Origin of the sequence: Amycolatopsis sp. NPDC101161, from assembly GCF_044768185.1 — a bacterium.
In the GTDB taxonomy this organism is placed as follows: Bacteria; Actinomycetota; Actinomycetes; order Mycobacteriales; family Pseudonocardiaceae; genus Amycolatopsis.
The window spans coordinates 1,043,636-1,058,500 of the sequence record NZ_JBIWPI010000001.1 but is presented as its reverse complement, the minus strand read 5'-3'; the positions used below and the strand labels follow the sequence as shown (position 1 = coordinate 1,058,500).

General features: G+C 73.0%; 16 protein-coding genes. 8 read left to right on the top strand and 8 right to left on the bottom strand.

What is annotated here, in order from left to right:
- Genes ACIRSS_RS05180 through ACIRSS_RS05160 form a run of 5 tightly spaced genes read right to left on the bottom strand, consistent with a single transcriptional unit; the run spans position 1 to position 5,213 of the window.
- The gene (locus tag ACIRSS_RS05180) at positions 1-1,308 is read right to left on the bottom strand and encodes an alpha-glucosidase/alpha-galactosidase (protein ID WP_400890695.1); all 1,308 of its coding nucleotides are present in this window, start codon (positions 1,306-1,308) and stop codon (positions 1-3) included.
- Between the two features lie 31 nt (positions 1,309-1,339).
- Positions 1,340-2,212, bottom strand: coding sequence for a carbohydrate ABC transporter permease (locus tag ACIRSS_RS05175; RefSeq protein ID WP_400890692.1), 873 nt, complete (start codon positions 2,210-2,212; stop codon positions 1,340-1,342).
- Entirely contained in the window at positions 2,209-3,120 is a 912-nt protein-coding gene (locus ACIRSS_RS05170) for a carbohydrate ABC transporter permease (RefSeq protein ID WP_400890689.1), read from the bottom strand. Before ACIRSS_RS05170 ends, ACIRSS_RS05175 begins: the two co-directional genes overlap by 4 nt.
- A 9-nt stretch (positions 3,121-3,129) precedes the next feature.
- A complete protein-coding gene (locus ACIRSS_RS05165) occupies positions 3,130-4,395 on the bottom strand; it encodes an ABC transporter substrate-binding protein (RefSeq protein ID WP_400890686.1) in 1,266 nt (421 codons plus the stop codon).
- Positions 4,395-5,213: an endo alpha-1,4 polygalactosaminidase gene (locus ACIRSS_RS05160; protein WP_400890684.1), complete on the bottom strand. Its 819-nt coding sequence runs from the start codon at positions 5,211-5,213 to the stop codon at positions 4,395-4,397. The genes ACIRSS_RS05165 and ACIRSS_RS05160 overlap by 1 nt, the downstream gene beginning before the upstream one ends.
- A gap of 274 nt (positions 5,214-5,487) precedes the next feature.
- Here ACIRSS_RS05160 and ACIRSS_RS05155 point away from each other — a divergent pair, with 274 nt between their 5' ends.
- The 5 genes from ACIRSS_RS05155 (at position 5,488) to ACIRSS_RS05135 (ending at position 9,614) form a co-directional block, all read left to right on the top strand.
- Positions 5,488-6,573: a sensor histidine kinase gene (locus ACIRSS_RS05155; protein ID WP_400890682.1), complete on the top strand. Its 1,086-nt coding sequence runs from the start codon at positions 5,488-5,490 to the stop codon at positions 6,571-6,573.
- Positions 6,566-7,963 carry a hypothetical protein gene (locus ACIRSS_RS05150; RefSeq protein ID WP_400890680.1) on the top strand — a complete coding sequence of 466 codons (1,398 nt, stop codon included), beginning with the start codon at positions 6,566-6,568 and terminating at the stop codon, positions 7,961-7,963. The genes ACIRSS_RS05155 and ACIRSS_RS05150 overlap by 8 nt, the downstream gene beginning before the upstream one ends.
- Positions 7,948-8,598, top strand: coding sequence for a response regulator (locus tag ACIRSS_RS05145; RefSeq protein ID WP_400890678.1), 651 nt, complete (start codon positions 7,948-7,950; stop codon positions 8,596-8,598). The genes ACIRSS_RS05150 and ACIRSS_RS05145 overlap by 16 nt, the downstream gene beginning before the upstream one ends.
- 172 nt (positions 8,599-8,770) lie before the next feature.
- On the top strand, positions 8,771-9,382 hold the full coding sequence (locus tag ACIRSS_RS05140) for a hypothetical protein (RefSeq protein ID WP_400890676.1): 612 nt from the start codon (positions 8,771-8,773) through the stop codon (positions 9,380-9,382).
- 91 nt (positions 9,383-9,473) lie between these two features.
- A complete protein-coding gene (locus ACIRSS_RS05135) occupies positions 9,474-9,614 on the top strand; it encodes a hypothetical protein (protein WP_400890674.1) in 141 nt (46 codons plus the stop codon).
- Positions 9,615-9,634: 20 nt separating this feature from the next.
- Here ACIRSS_RS05135 and ACIRSS_RS05130 read toward each other — a convergent pair whose 3' ends face one another.
- From ACIRSS_RS05130 to ACIRSS_RS05120, 3 genes are read right to left on the bottom strand one after another with little or no spacing between them, the layout of a single operon-like run.
- Positions 9,635-11,851 carry a heavy metal translocating P-type ATPase gene (locus ACIRSS_RS05130; RefSeq protein WP_400890671.1) on the bottom strand — a complete coding sequence of 739 codons (2,217 nt, stop codon included), beginning with the start codon at positions 11,849-11,851 and terminating at the stop codon, positions 9,635-9,637.
- Between the two features lie 20 nt (positions 11,852-11,871).
- Positions 11,872-12,705, bottom strand: a complete 834-nt coding sequence (locus ACIRSS_RS05125) for a hypothetical protein (protein ID WP_400890669.1) — start codon at positions 12,703-12,705, stop codon at positions 11,872-11,874.
- 27 nt (positions 12,706-12,732) lie between these two features.
- Positions 12,733-12,948 (bottom strand): heavy-metal-associated domain-containing protein, encoded by a 216-nt coding sequence (locus tag ACIRSS_RS05120; protein ID WP_400890666.1) that lies wholly within the window; start codon positions 12,946-12,948, stop codon positions 12,733-12,735.
- A 121-nt stretch (positions 12,949-13,069) separates the two neighbouring features.
- Between ACIRSS_RS05120 and ACIRSS_RS05115 the strand changes: the two genes are divergently transcribed.
- The 3 genes from ACIRSS_RS05115 (at position 13,070) to ACIRSS_RS05105 (ending at position 14,848) form a co-directional block, all read left to right on the top strand.
- The gene (locus tag ACIRSS_RS05115) at positions 13,070-13,678 is read left to right on the top strand and encodes a TetR/AcrR family transcriptional regulator (RefSeq protein ID WP_400890664.1); all 609 of its coding nucleotides are present in this window, start codon (positions 13,070-13,072) and stop codon (positions 13,676-13,678) included.
- A gap of 85 nt (positions 13,679-13,763) precedes the next feature.
- Entirely contained in the window at positions 13,764-14,165 is a 402-nt protein-coding gene (locus ACIRSS_RS05110; RefSeq protein WP_400890661.1) for an ester cyclase, read from the top strand.
- Positions 14,162-14,848, top strand: coding sequence for an SDR family NAD(P)-dependent oxidoreductase (locus tag ACIRSS_RS05105; RefSeq protein WP_400890659.1), 687 nt, complete (start codon positions 14,162-14,164; stop codon positions 14,846-14,848). The genes ACIRSS_RS05110 and ACIRSS_RS05105 overlap by 4 nt, the downstream gene beginning before the upstream one ends.
- The last annotated feature ends 17 nt before the right edge of the window (positions 14,849-14,865 follow it).

The window sequence follows — 14,865 nt, the reverse complement described above, 5'->3', positions numbered from 1 at the left end:
TCAACTGCCGAGGACCGCCCGCAGGCCCGGCTGGAGGCGGTCGCCGTGGGCGCGGACCAGGTCGTCGCACAGCTCGAAGATCCGCTCGACCGGCAACGCGGCGGCCGTCGCCGGGTCCGTCATCGCGGCGTGGCGGATGTGGCGCGGGTCGTCCTCGACCGCCGCGCGCACGACCAGGTCGTTCATGCTCAGGTACGTCCGGTTGAGCGCCGCGAGCTGCGGCGGCAGCGCGCCGATCCGGGTCGGCCGGACGCCGGTGCCGTCGACGAGGCACGGCACCTCGACCACCCCGCCGGCCGGCAGGTTCTCGATCAGGCCGCGGTTGACGACGTTGCCGTACACCGTCCGGGGCGTGCCGGTGACCAGGCTGTGGACGATCTGCGGCGCGTACTCGTTCGTGCCCTCGACGGGCAGCGGCTCGTCGGCCGCGATCGCGTGCCGGGTCCGCTCGTACTCGGCTTCGTTCTCCGCGACGATGTCCAGGTAGGCGCCGATCGGCAGCCGCAGGCGCTCGACCTCCGTCTCGTGCCCGAGGTACCACGGGACGTACTCCGCGGAGTGCTCGCTGGTCTCCGTCGGGTAGTAGCCCAGGCGCCGGAACATGTCGAACCGGACGCGCCGCCGTAGCTGCGCATCGGTCTCGGCCAGCTCCGCCAGCCGCGGGTACAGGTCGCTCCCCCGGTGCTCGAACCGCAGCACCCACGCCTGGTGGTTGACGCCGGCGGCGACGTACGTGACCTCCTCGAACGGCACCCCGACCAGCTCGGCGAGTCCGTGCACGGTCCAGTAGACGGAGTGGCAGAGCCCGACGACCCGGGTCAGCCCGGTCGCCTCGGTCAGGTACTGGACGTTCATCGCCATCGGGTTCGTGTAGTTCAGCAGCCACGCCTCCGGGCAGACGTCGGCGATGTCGCGGCCCAGCTCCGCCAGGAAGGGGAACGTCCGCAGCGCGCGGAAGATCCCGCCGATGCCGAGGGTGTCGCCGATGGTCTGACGCACGCCGTAGCGCGCCGGGACTTCGAAGTCGGTGCGGGTCGCCTCGCCCATGCCGATCTGGACGATGTTCACGACGAAGTCCGCGCCCGCCAAGGCTTCCCGGCGGTCTTCGTGCGCGGTGAGCACCGGTTTCACCCCGCGCACGGCGGCGATCCGCCGAGCCGCGGCCAGCGCGGTCGCGAGCCGCTCCGGGTCGATGTCGTGCAGGGCGACGTGGACGCCGTCGAGTTCGGGGTAGGCGAACAGGTCGGCGAGCAGGCCTTGGGTGAACACGACGCTGCCGGCGCCGACGAAGGTGATCTTGGGGGTCATGGGTTCCGATCCGGTGGTTCGCGGTGCGGGGTCAGGCCTTGAGCCCGCTGGAGGTGATGGACTGGATGAACGTCTTCTGCGCGCCGAGGAACGCGAGCAGCACGGGCAGGACGGTGATGACGTTGCCCGCCATCACCGCGGCCCAGTTCGTGTGGTGCTGGCCCTGGAACGTGGTGAGGCCCAGCTGCAGGGTGTACGTCGTGTCGTGGTTGAGCGCGATGAGCGGCCAGGTCAGGTCGTTCCACGTGCTCAGGAACGTCAGCACGGCCACGGTGCTCAGCGCCGGCCGCGACAGCGGCAGCACGATCGTGAACAGCACGCGCAGGCGCGAGCAGCCGTCGATCCACGCCGCTTCTTCCAGTTCCCGGGGCAGGGACAGGAAGAACTGGCGCAGCAGGAACACCGCGAACGGCGTCACCAGCGACGGCACGATGAGCGCGCCGAGGCTGTCGATCAGGCCGAGCTTCTTCATCACCAGGAACGTCGGGATCATGGTCAGCTGGAACGGGATCGCCATCGTCGCGACCATCAGCGCGAGCAGCACCCGCGAACCGGCGAACCGCATCCGCGCGAACGCGTAGCCGCCGAGCGCGCCGAACAGCAGGTTCGACACGACGGTCACCGCCGACACGATGAACGAGTTCCCGATCCAGCGCAGGAAGAGGGCGTTCTCGAGGACGTACCGGTAGCCCGCGAAGTCCACATGGGACGGCCACAGCGAAGGCGGGAACCGGTTGATCTCGGCGTTGCTCATCACCGAGCTGAGCAGCAGCCACACCAGCGGCGCGGCGAACACCAGCGCCAGCGGGAGCAGCAGCAGGTGCCAGGCGCTGAACGGCAGCCACGGGCGGCGAAACGCGGGCAGCGTGCGCGGCGCGGGCACGCTGTCGATGCGGGCGGTCACCGGAGCGCCTTCCGCGGCCGGCGCGCCAGGCGCACGGCGACCACGACCACCAGCAGGGCCAGCGCCAGGACGTACGCCGAGGCCGCGCCGTAGCCGGCGGTGAAGTTCTTGAACGCCTGCTCCCAGACGAAGTAGACGATCACCGTCGTGGAGCCGAGCGGCCCGCCCTTGGTCGTCACGTACACGAGGTCGAACACCTGCAGCGACGTGATCAGCTGCCACAGCACCAGAAACGCCGTCACCGGCATCACCGCCGGCAGCGTCACGTGCCGCAGCACGCGCCAGGTACCCGCGCCGTCCAGCCGCGCGGCTTCGACCAGCGACGGCGGGACGTCCTGCAACGCGGCCAGGTAGACGACGACGCAGAACCCGGTGCCGCTCCACAGCGTGATCCCGACGAGCACCAGCAGCGCCTGCCCCGGATCGGTCAGGAACCCTTGCGGCGACACGCCGAGGTGGTGCAGCAGCGAGTTCGCCGCGCCGAACTGCGGGTCGAGGATGAAGGAGAACAGCACGCCCTGCGCGGTCGCCGACAGCACGAACGGGACGAACACGAGCGTCCGGTACACCCCGATCAGCCGGATGCGCCGGTTCAGCGCCTGGGCCAGCGCGAACCCGAGCAGGATGCTCAGCGGGACGTAGAGCACCGTGTAGAGGACGGTGTTGCCGACCGCTTGGGCGAAGTGCGGGTCCTGGGCGAGCGCGGCGTAGTTGTCGAGCCCGACGAACCGGCTCGGCGTGACGAGGTCGTCGGCCTGGAAGGACAGCAGCAGCGACCACGCCACCGGCACCACGCCGAGGCCGAGGATGATGAGCACGGCGGGCGAGACGTAGGCCCACGCGGCCGCGGTTTCTCGGTGTTTCCGGGCGGTGGGGCTGACGGTGAGGGGACTCGGCAGTCCGGGCATGGCGGCTCCCTAGCGTGGGATGATCAGGGCGGCGTTCGCGGCCGCGGCGCAGTCGCGCAGCGCGTCGGCCGGGGTCGCCTGGCCGAGCAGCACGGCGACGATCGCGGTGCCGACGGCCGCCGACACCTGGGGGTAGGCCGGGTGCACCGGCCGGACGCGGGCGTTCGCCAGCGCGTCCACGAACACCGGCAGGCCCGGCGTCTCGGCGGTTTTCGCCTGCCACGCGGGCAGGTCCTTGGTCTGCGGGCTCAGCGGGAGGCTGCCCGCGCCGTCGTCCCACCGGACGTCCTGGGCCGGGTCCGCCAGCCAGGACAGGAAGGTGCGCGCCGCCTCGACGCGCTCCTCGCCGTTGTCGAAGAGCGTCCAGGTGTCCGGGCCGGAGATCGTCACCGGGCGGCCGCTGAAGCTGGGCAGCGGCACGACCGCGTAGTCGACCCCCGCGTCGGCGATGTCGGGCAGCTGCCACGGGCCGGTCGGGACCATGCCGATGTGCCCGGCTTCGAACGCCTGGTACATCTGCTCGCTGCCGGTTTTCGGGTCGAGGTAGACGGACTTGGCCGCGGCGAGGTCGCGGACGACCTCCAGGGCCCGCACGCCCTGGTCGGCGAACCCGATCCCGCGCCCGCCCGCGCCGATGACGTCGCCGCCCAGGTCCCACACCATCGGCCAGATCCGCCATACGGTGTCCTCGTCCCCGGTGGCGGGCCAGGCGGTGCCGAAGGTGCCGTCGGCCGGGTCGGTCAGTTTCCTTGCCACATCGACGAAATCGGCCCACGTCCAGCCCGCCGCCGGCAGCGGGAGCCCGGCCTTCTCGAACAACGCCTTGTTGCACACCACGGCCAGGGAGTCGAGCAGCGCCGGGACCGCGCGCACGCGGCCGTTGACGGTGACCGCTTCCCTTGCCGGGGCCCAGAACCCGGGGCCGGCGTCGACGAGGTCGGTGACGTCGACGACCTGCGGGCTGCGCGCGACGCTCGCGAGGTCCGAGCCGAAGACGTACGCGATGTCCGGGTAGGACCCCGACGCGAGTGCCGCGGTGACCTTCTGCAGCATCGCGTCGGCGAGGACGCCGCCGCCGAGGTCGATCCGGATCCCGGGGTGGGTCCGGTGGAAGTCCGCGACGAGCGCGTCGAGGACCTTCTTGCCGGTGTCGGTCTGGCCGTGCCAGACCTCGACGGTGACCGGGCCGCCGGCGCCGCGGGCCGGCCCGCAGCCCGCGACGGCGGCGCCGAGCGTCAGCCCGGCGGCGCCGCGCAGGAATCCCCGCCGGTCCATCAGCAGGTCTTGCGGACGTAGCCGGCTTCGCCCTTCGGGACGACGTCGTGGTCGCGGCGGACGATGCTGAGCGAGCTCCACCGGCTGCACGCGGTCTTGAGGCCGCCGTCGGTGTATTCGATGACGATCACGTGGTCGCCGAACGCGGGCGTGAACTCGCCGCAGTTCTTCTGCTGCCCGCACTCCTCGGCGATGGCGAAGTCGAGGCCGTTGGCCTGGCGCTGATCGGACAGCTCGGAGGTGTTCTTCTGCGCGATCGCCAGGCCCTTCGCGTGGGCGTGGGCGGAAAGCAGGCGGATGTAGGCCTGGGCGTCGCTGTCGGAAAGGAGTCCCCGGGAGCGGGTGTAGCTGTCGAAGTTGTCGGGCTCGACCCCCTGGTAGCCCGTGGCGGCGCAGTCGTCGACCCAGGCGTCGACCTTCGCGGCGACGCGCTGGCGCTTGTCGGCGGTGCGCAGGTCGAGGAGGGCTTCGTTCCAGTCCTCGTCGATCACGACGTTGCCGTCGGCGTCCCGCAGCAGCAGGTCGCCCCACTCCCCCTCGGCGCCGGGCTGTGCCTGGAAAGCGTTGACGTAGCAGATGTTGTAGAGGCCCTTGGCGGGCTGGGCCGTGTGGTCGCGGCTGACGACCTTGACGTCGCTCGCCGGGGTGTAGGCCCCGCCGATCTGGTAGTCGAACCCGGCTTTGACCGGGGGTGGCGTGACGGCGGCCGTCGTCGTCGCGCCGGCGGCCGGGATCGCGTCGGCGGAGCAGGCGGTGCCGGTCAGGACCACGGCGGCGAGTGCGGCTCCGGTGATGAACTGAACGCGGGGAAGGGGCATCCTCGAACTCCGGATGGTGGTGGGCACGACCCCGCCTCGGACCACGAGCGCGTCCTGGCGACTCAGTCCGGGCTCGCGGCGGAGGCCGACATACCGGCTGGGCGTACCTCTGACGTCGGGCGTCCGTTCCGACGTGTTCAGCAGTAAAGCGAGCAACACCGGGCATGTCAAGTGCTCGATAGTGCTTGATTACTGCCCTTTATGGACAGAATCGCGCGTTCGGCGGCGCCTGGTAGAAACAGAGCGTCCGATTTCGGCAGTTCTCGGGAGGGTGATGACCGCCAGCGCGCCCGGGCCCGTCGAGGCGCAGTTCCGGGCGTCGGTCACGCGGTTCGCGGGTCCCGCGCGGGCGGTGGCGACGACGGTCGTCGGCGTGTTCGGCGTCGTGGCCACGCCCGGGGACGCGCTGCCGGTGGCGTTCGGCCTGCTCGGGCTCAGCCTGGTGGCGGGCGCGGCCGACGTCTTCGGGCGGTCGTTCGCGCCGGCGGTGGTGCGCGCGGGCGCGGTGGCGGCGTGCCAGCCGTGGATCACGTCGGTGCCGGGGACGGCGAGCCTGTGGGCGGCGAACGTCCTGACGATCACCGCGATCACCTGGCAGTGGGAGCGGTCGCCGCGGCTGACCGGGCCGGTGCTGGTGGCGTTGCTGGCGGTCGGGACGGCGTTCGGTGGCGGGGGCTGGCTGCCGGTGGCGCTGCGGGTCGTGGTGGAGACCGTGCTGGCGCGGGTGGCGTTCGTGCTGCTGGTCCGTTCGACGGCCCGGACGGACGCGGCGCGCGCCGAGCAGGCGGCCCTCGAGCAGGCGGAGGCGCTCGACCGGGACCGGCGTCGACGTGAGCGCGAGTACTTGGCGCTGCTGCACGACACGGCGTCGGCGACGTTCTTGGCGGTGGCGTCGGGGGCGGCGGCCGACCGGGCCGCGGTCGCCGGGTACGCGGCCCGCGACCTGGCGATCTTGACGGGGTCGGACCGGTCGGCCGATACCCCGGTCGACGTCGAGGCGGGGTTGCGGAGGGTGCTGACCGCCCGGGTTCTGCCGGTGACGGCGGTGTGGGAGCCGGTGCCGCTGGTGCCGGCCGCGGTGGCGCTGGCGTTGGTGCGCGCGGCGGAGGAGGCACTGCGCAACGCGGAACGGCATTCGGGGGCGGAGTCGGTTTCGCTGCGGCTGTTCCCGGTGCCGGACGGGGTGGCGGTGACGATCACGGACGCGGGGACCGGCTTCGACCCGTCCCGCGTGCCGGCGGCGCGGCGCGGGGTGCGGGGCTCGGTGGTGGAGCGGATGAGCGCGGCGGGCGGGACGGCGGAGGTCCGGTCCTCGCCGGGCGCGGGGACGACGGTGACGTTGAGGTGGGCCCGTGGTTGAGGCGGCGGAAGGTCGCGCGACGGCGGGCAGTGGCGGGGTTCCGACCGACGGTGGGCATGGTGCGCCCGCGAGCGGGGGCGCCACCGCGCAGCGCACGCCCGGCGAGCCGGTCGGCCAGCCCGCCGAACCCGCGCGCCCCGAGGGGCGCACCTCCCCCGCTGCCGATCCCGCTGTCCGGCTCGCCGCCGCACACCACGCACCCGCCGAAACCGCGCGCCCCGGGGCACGCACCTCCCCCGCCACCGAACCCGCCAGCCAACCCGCCGCCGCGCAGCACGCACCCGCCGAACCTGCGCGCACCGCTCCCGCCGCCGAGCCAGCTGTCCGGCTCGCCGCCGCCATCCGGATCATCCTGCTCGGCGTCACCGGCACCATCCAGCTCGGGCTCAGCCTTCCTCCCCTGCTCCGCCACCAAGCCGCCTACCGGCCTCCCCTCGCCCCCGACCTCGCCTACGGGCTCCTCACCGCGGTCACCGCCCTCTGCGCCGTCTGGATCCTGCGCCGCAAGCCGCTCCCCGCCCTCGTCGCCCTCGGGGGAACCGTCTGCGTCCTCGTCGCCTCCGTCGCCGCCACCGATGCGCTCCCGGCCGATTCCTTCTTCCGGGAACCGCACTGGTCTTTCGGGCTCGTCGGGTGGCACCTGCTCGTCCTGCTCGCCGACCGCACCCCCGCCCTGCTCGCCGCGCTCGGCCTGCACGTCGGGGCCAGCGTCGGCCAGTTCCTGCTCGACGGGACCCCCACCCGCACCGAGCTCGGCGACGCCGCCATCGTGCTGTTCGCCGTCACCGCCTTCCAGCTCGCCGTCATCGGGCTGATCCGGCTGCTCGACCGCCGGGCCGGGGACGCCGCCGCGGCCGCCGCCGAACGGGAACGGCTCGCCACCCGGGCCGCCTTCGCCGCGCAGGCCGGGCGGGATCTGCGGGCCGGGTTCGCCGAACAGCTCGGGGCCACCCTGCCGCTGCTCGCCGGGCTCGCCGACGGGACCGTCGATCCCGGGACGGCCGACGCCCGCGCCCGGTGCGCGCTCGCCGCCGCGCAGCTGCGGCGGCTCTTCGCCGAGAACGACGACGTGCCCGATCCGCTGGTGCACGAGGTCACCGCCGGCCTGGACGTCGCCGAACGGCGCGGGGTCGCCGTCGCCCTGGCCGTCAGCGGAGACGTCGTCGACGTCCCGGCCGAGGTCCGCCGCGAGCTGGCCGGGCCGGTGCTCGCCGCGCTGGCCGCCGCCCGGACGCGGGCGCGCGTGAGCGTGCTGCGGACCCCCGAACTGGTGCGCGTCGCCGTCTTCGCCGATGGTGAGGCGGAGTTCACCGGATCGGCGGCGGTCGGTGTCACGTCCCAGTCCCGGGACGGACAGACCTGGATGGAGGCGCGGTGGCGACCCGAGTGACGGCGGTGGTGGTCGACGACCACCCGGCGGTGCGCGCCGGCGTGGCGTTCTGGCTGGCGGCCGGCGACCCGCCGATCGACGTCGTCGCCGAGGGCGAGGACGTCAAGGCCGCCTGGCTCGGCGCCGGCGCGGCCGCCGACGTGGTGATCTTCGACCTGCACCTGGGCGGGCCCGCGCCGGCGTTCGGCGACCTGCGGCGGCTGGCCGAGGCCGGGCGCCGGGTGGTCGTCTACTCGATGCGCGCGGACGACGACGTCGCCCTGCAGTGCCTCGAGCTCGGCGCGCTGACCTACCTGACGAAGGCCGAGGGCGCCGGGCACCTGGTGGAGGCCACGCGGGCCGCCGCGCAGGACCGGCCGTACACGCCGCCGTCGCTGGCCGGGGCGCTCGCCGGGGACCGGTCGGAGACGCGGCCCGCGCTGTCGGCGCGGGAGGCCGAGGTGCTCGTCGAGTGGTTCCAGTCGGAGTCGAAGGAGTTCGTCGCGCACCGGCTGGGGATCTCGCCCAGCACGGTGAACTCCCACCTCGAGCGGATCCGCGTCAAGTACGCGCGCATCGGCCGCGAGGCGCCGACCAAGGCCGCGCTGGTCGCCCGGGCCATCCAGGACGGCCTGATCGGCGTCGACGATCTGTGACCTCCGTGTGGTGCGAACAGCCCACACCACCGGCGGCGCGCCCGGGTTAGCGTCCCGCTGACGGAGCCGCGAGGGCGCCCCGTACCGGCCGCCGCGACCGTTCCCGGGGGCGGCCGCGGCGCTCGGCTCCGCCCGGCCGGAACCCGTCCGGCCGGGTTGTCCGAGGAGATCCATGAAGCACGTCCGCACCACCGCCCTGCTCGCCGCCTGCGCCGCCGCGCTCCTGCTGTCCGCGTGCGGCGGGGAGTCCGGGCAGGCCGCGCCCGCCGCGCCGACCAGCGCGCCGACCTCGGCCGCCCCCGAGTCCTCGACGGCCGCGGCGGCTCCCGTCGGCGACGTCACCAAGCCGGGCACCGAGCTGAAGCTCGGCGAGCGCGCGGTGGTCCCGTTCAAGTACGGCACGGCCAAGTCGGGCATGATCGCGATCACCGTGACCGCGATCGAGAAGGGCGACAACGCCGACCTCGCGAAGTACGGCGACAAGGCGAAGGGCATCACGCCGTACTACCTGCGCGCGACGGTCGAGAACGTCGACGGTGCCGACCTGGCCTACTCGTCGGTGTCGCTGCGCGCCCTCGGCTCCGACGGCCGTTCGACGGGCGTGATCATCACCGGCAGCACCGATCGGTGCAAGTCCGGGACGGCGGGCAAGGACTTCACCTCGGCCGGCGCGAAGTTCGAGACGTGCACGCTGCAGGGCGCCCGCGAAGGCGCGGCGGTCGAGGCCGCGACGTTCGACAAGGGCGACGGCTACGACAAGTCCCCGGTGGTCTGGAAGAACTAGCCGCGGCCGGCGCACGACAGTTCGCCCGTACAAGTATTGTGCTCGGCAAGTCTTGGGCCGCGGACGACGGCCGGGCTCGTGGGAGGCGCCGATGGCGGACGGCACGGACGAACCCGCGCCGGGCGAGGACGAACTCGCGCTCCGCGAGCTGCACGACCGGATCGTCGCCCACCAGCGCGCCATCGACGAGCACCTCGACCGCGGCCGGCGCGAGCCCGGGCCGCCCGGCTGAACCGGACGGCCCGGGCCGCTTCAGGCCGCGCTGGAGCGGAAACCGCGCAGCCGCAGGCTGTTGCCGACGACGAACACCGAGCTGAACGCCATCGCCGCGCCCGCGATCATCGGGTTCAGCAGCCCGGCCGCGGCCAGCGGCAGCGCCGCCAGGTTGTACGCGAACGCCCAGAACAAGTTGCCCTTGATCGTGCGCAGCGTGCGCCGGGACAGCCGGATCGCGTCGGCCACCGCGCGCAGGTCGCCGCGGACCAGCGTCAGGTCGCTCGCCTCGATCGCCACGTCCGTGCCGGTGCCCATGGCCAGGCCGAGGTCGGCCTGGGCCAGCGCCGGCGCGTCGTTGACGCCGTCGCCGACCATGGCCACGACCTTGCCCTCGTCCTGCAGCCGCTTGACGACGTCCAGCTTGTCCGCCGGCAGCACCTCCGCGATCACCTCGTCGATCCCGACTTCCGCGGCCACCGCCCGCGCCACCGCCGCGTTGTCGCCGGTCAGCAGCACCGGGGTGAGCCCGAGTTCGCGCAGCTGAGCGATCGCCTCGGCCGACGTCGGCTTGACCGTGTCGGCGACCACCAGGACACCACGGGCCGCGCCGTCCCAGGCCACCGCGACCGCCGTGTGCCCGCGTTCCTCCGCCGCGGCCTTCGCCTCGGCCAGGTCGTCGGGCAGCGGCTGACCCCAGTCCTCGAGCAGGGCCGTGCGTCCGACGAGAATCGCGTGCCCATCGACGATCCCTTGCACGCCAAGGCCTTCCACGTTCGTGAAGTCCTCGACGGCCGGCAGGTCGACGCGCTCCCGGGCGCCGCGGGCGATCGCCGCCGCGATCGGGTGTTCCGACGCGTCTTCCAGGGCACCGGCCAGCCGCAGCAGCTCGGTCTCCTCGACACCCTCGGCGGTGTGCACGGCGGTCAGCGTCATCCGACCGGCGGTGACCGTGCCGGTCTTGTCCAGCACCACGGTGTCGACGCGGCGGGTGGATTCCAGGACTTCCGGGCCCTTGATCAGGACGCCGAGCTGGGCGCCGCGGCCGGTGCCGACGAGCAGCGCCGTCGGCGTCGCCAGGCCCAGCGCGCACGGGCAGGCGATGATCAGCACCGCGACAGCGGCGGTGAACGCGGCCGCCGCGCCCACGCCGCTGCCGAGCCAGAAGCCGAGCGTCGCCACGGCCAGGCCGATCACGATCGGCACGAACACGCCGGACACCCGGTCGGCCAGGCGCTGCACGTCGGCCTTGCCGCTCTGGGCGTCTTCGACCAGCTTGGCCATCTGCGCCAGCTGCGTGTCCGCCCCGACGCGGGTGGCCCGCACGACCAGCCGGCCGCCCGCGTTGACGGTCGCGCCGGTCACGGCGTCGCCTTCGCCGACCTCGACGGGCACCGACTCGCCGGTGAGCATCGACGCGTCGACCGCGGACCCGCCTTCCTCGACCACGCCGTCGGTGGCGATCTTCTCGCCGGGCCGCACGACGAACCGGTCCCCCACCGCCAGCTCGGCCGTCGGGATCCGGACCTCGACGCCGCCGCGCAGCACGGCGACTTCCTTCGCACCCAGCTCCAGCAAAGCTCGCAACGCGGCGCCGGCGCGGCGCTTGGACCGCGCCTCGAAGTAGCGGCCGGCCAGGATGAACGTGGTGACGCCCGCGGCGACCTCGAGGTAGATGTTGCCGGCGCCGTCCGAGGGCGCGACCGTCAGCTCGAAGGGGTGCACCATCCCCGGCGTCCCGGCCGTGCCGAACAGCAGCGCCCACACCGACCACGCGAACGCGGCCAGCACGCCCATCGACACGAGGTTGTCCATGGTCGCGGCGCCGTGGCGCAGGTTCGTCCAGGCCGCCCGGTGGAACGGCCACGCGCCCCAGGTGACGACCGGTGCGGCCAGCGTCAGCGAAATCCACTGCCAGTACGTGAACTGCAGCGCCGGCACCATGGCCAGGAGGATCACCGGCACCGCGAGCGCCGCGCTGGTGATCAGCCGCTGCCGCAGCGGCCGCGTCGGGTCGTCCTCGCCCGTGGCCGGTTCGGGTGCTTCCGGCTGGGGCAGCGTCGCCTGGTAACCGGCGGCTTCGACCGTGGCGACCAGCGTGGCCGGGTCGACGCCTTCGGGGGCGTGCACGCGTGCTTTCTCGGTGGCGTAGTTGACCGAAGCGGTGACGCCGTCGAGCTTGTTGAGCTTGCGTTCGATGCGGTTGGCGCACGACGCGCAGGTCATGCCACCGATCGCGAGTTCGATCTCGGTCATGATCGGCTCTCCTTCCGCGGTCAGTGGCCGGTGGTGAGGGTGAACTCGGCGGTCCGGACGACGCCGCCGTGCCGGAAGTCGAGGAACAGCCGGTAGGTCCCGGCGCTGGGGACCTCGGCGGCGAACTTCACCTGGGGCCCGGCGCCGGGTTCGCCGTCGGGGTGGACGTGCAGGTAGGCGAGGTCGCCTTCGCGCAGCGCCACCAAGTGCCCGTAGGCGCCGAGGTAGGGCTGCAGGTCGGTGACCGGGACGCCGTCGCGGCTGACAGTCAGCGTAAGGGGCGACGTCTTCCCTGCGGTGAGGTCCCCGGCGAGCTCGACGCGGTAGCCGTCGACGGTCGCGACGCGGCTGGGCGCGAAGGTCGCCGGCCGGTAGTCCCCCGCGACCGAGAGGTCGACGCCGAGGGTCATCGGCTTCCCGCCGGTGGGCGCGAAGTCGGCGAACGCGCGGTAGGAACCCGCGGCGGGCAGGCTCAACGGGACGCTCCACGTGCCGTCCGGCGACAGCTCGGGGTGGATGTGCCGGAAGCCCGAGGTGTCGCGGCGGACCACGATCAGGTGCAGCTTCTTCTCGTGCTCGACGTCGAACGCGGTGACGGGCTTGCCGTCGGGACCGGTGATGCGGAACGTGAAGCGCCCGGCTTCCGCGACCGGGTCGGCGAAGGTGTAACCGTCCGAACTGGACGCCAGGCCGCCCGGCAGGTCGGCCGCGGCGGTCATCTCCGCGTGGCCTTCGCCGTGCGCGGTGTCCTCGGCGGCCGCGACCGGCCCGGCCGCCTTGCCCACGGCGAATCCGCCGGCGGCGAGCAGGGCGAGCGCTCCGCCGAACACGGCGAGCCGTGCTGTGGTGTTCATGGTTGTTCCCTCGGTTCCGGTCGCCGGTCAGCCGCGCTGCCCGGCGAAGGTGTACCCGGCTTCTTCGACGGCGGCGCGGACGCGCGCTTCGTCGACCGGCTCGGCACTGGTGACGGTGACGGCTCCGGTGGGCAGGTCGACGGCGACGTCGGTGACACCGTCGATCGCGCCGACCTCCTCGCCGACCGACGCGACGCAGTGCCCGCAGGTCATGCCGGTGACGGTGAACGTGGTCTGGCTCATGGGGTCTCCTCCGGGGTCGGTGTCTCGACCCGGTCGACCATACCCCTAGGGGGTACCAGTATCAAGCAAGTCTTTCCGAGCGATTCCGCAGCGATCGATGCGAAAGAGGTAGGCTGAGGTGATGGAAACCGGGAAGCGCCGCCCGACCGGCCGGCCGCGGGCCTTCGATCCCGACGCGGCGCTCGAGCGCGCCCTGCTGGTCTTCTGGGAGCACGGCTACGAGGGCGCGAGCCTGGCCGGCCTGACCGAAGCGATGGGCATCTCCACCACCAGCATGTACGCGACCTTCGGCAACAAGGAAGAGCTGTTCCGCAAGGCCCTGGAGCGCTACACCGAAGGTCCGAGCGCGTACGTCGTCGACGCCCTGGAAATGCCGACCGCGCTCGAGGTGACCACCGCGCTCATCGCGGGCACCATCGAGACGACCACCCGGCCGGCCGGACCCCACGGCTGCCTGGGCGTCCAAGGTGCCCTGGTCACCGGCGACTCCGGCCGCGGCGCCCGCGAACTGCTCGTCGGCTGGCGCGACGACGGCTACACCACCCTGCGCGACCGGTTCGAACGAGCCGTCGACGACGGCGACCTGCCTCCGGAAGCCGACCCCTCGGTGCTCGCCCGCTTCGTCACCGCCCTCGCGTACGGCATCGCCGTGCAGGCCGCCAGCGGCGTCGCCCGCGAGGAGCTGCAGGAGATGGCCGACGCCGCCCTGCGCAGCTGGCCGCTTTCCTGACCTTTCCGCATCGATCGATGCAAAACGTGCTACGGTCGAATTCCGCATCGATCGATGCGGAACTCGACGAGAGCGGGACCACCCGATGTCCGACCTGCGTGCGTTCTACCTGCGCTACCTCGACCAGCTCAACGCCCACCGGTTCGACCGGATGGACGAGTTCATCGACGACCGCACGACCCTGAACGGCGAGCCCGCCACGCGGGACGACCTCATCGCCGTCCAGAAAGCCGACGTGGCCGCCGTCCCGGACCTCCACTGGGAGCTCCAGGAGCTGCTCTTCGACGGCGACCGCCTGGCCGCGCGCCTGGTCAACACCGGCACCCCGGCGCGGGAGTGGCTCGGCGTCGCGCCCACCGGCGCGTCGTTCGAGATCACCGAGTACGCCATCTACCGCGTCCACAACGGACGGTTCGTCCACATGGCCGCCCTGCACGACGCCGGCGAGCTGCGCCGTCAGCTCGCCGCCGGAAAGGAAAGCGCATGACCGTCACCCTGATCACCGGCGCCAACAAGGGCATCGGGTTCGAGACCGCGAAACAGCTCCTGCGGCGGGGCCACACCGTCTACCTCGGCGCCCGCGACCCCGAGCGCGGCGAGAAGGCCGCTGCCGAGCTCGGCGCGCGGTTCGTCCCGCTCGACGTCACCGACGACGACTCGGTCACCGACGCGCTCGCCACGATCGACGCGGCTGAGGGACGCCTCGACGTCCTGGTCAACAACGCGGGCGTGCTCGGCAGCGAAGGTCTCGACGGGCCCACCGCGCTGCGCGTCTTCGACACCAACGCCGTGGGGATCGTGCGCGTCACCGAGGCGGCGCTTCCGTTGCTGCGCAAGTCGTCGAACCCCACGGTGGTCACGGTGTCGAGCAGCGCGGGTTCGTTCTGGGCGGTGACCAACCCCGAACGCCCGGAGTACCAGCTGCCGCTCGCGCTCTACTCCGCGTCCAAGGCGGCGGCCACGATGCTGACGCTCCAGTACGCGAAGGCCCAGCCGGGCATCAAGTTCAACGCGGTCGAGCCCGGCACCACGGCCACCGACATGACGGCCGCGTTCGGCATCGGCCGGTCGCCGGAGGAGAGCGCCGCGGTCGTCGTGCGCCTGGCCACCTCGGACGCCGACGGCCCGACCGGAACACTGCAGGACGAGACCGGGGTGTTGCCCTGGTAGGGCGCGCCATCCGGTGG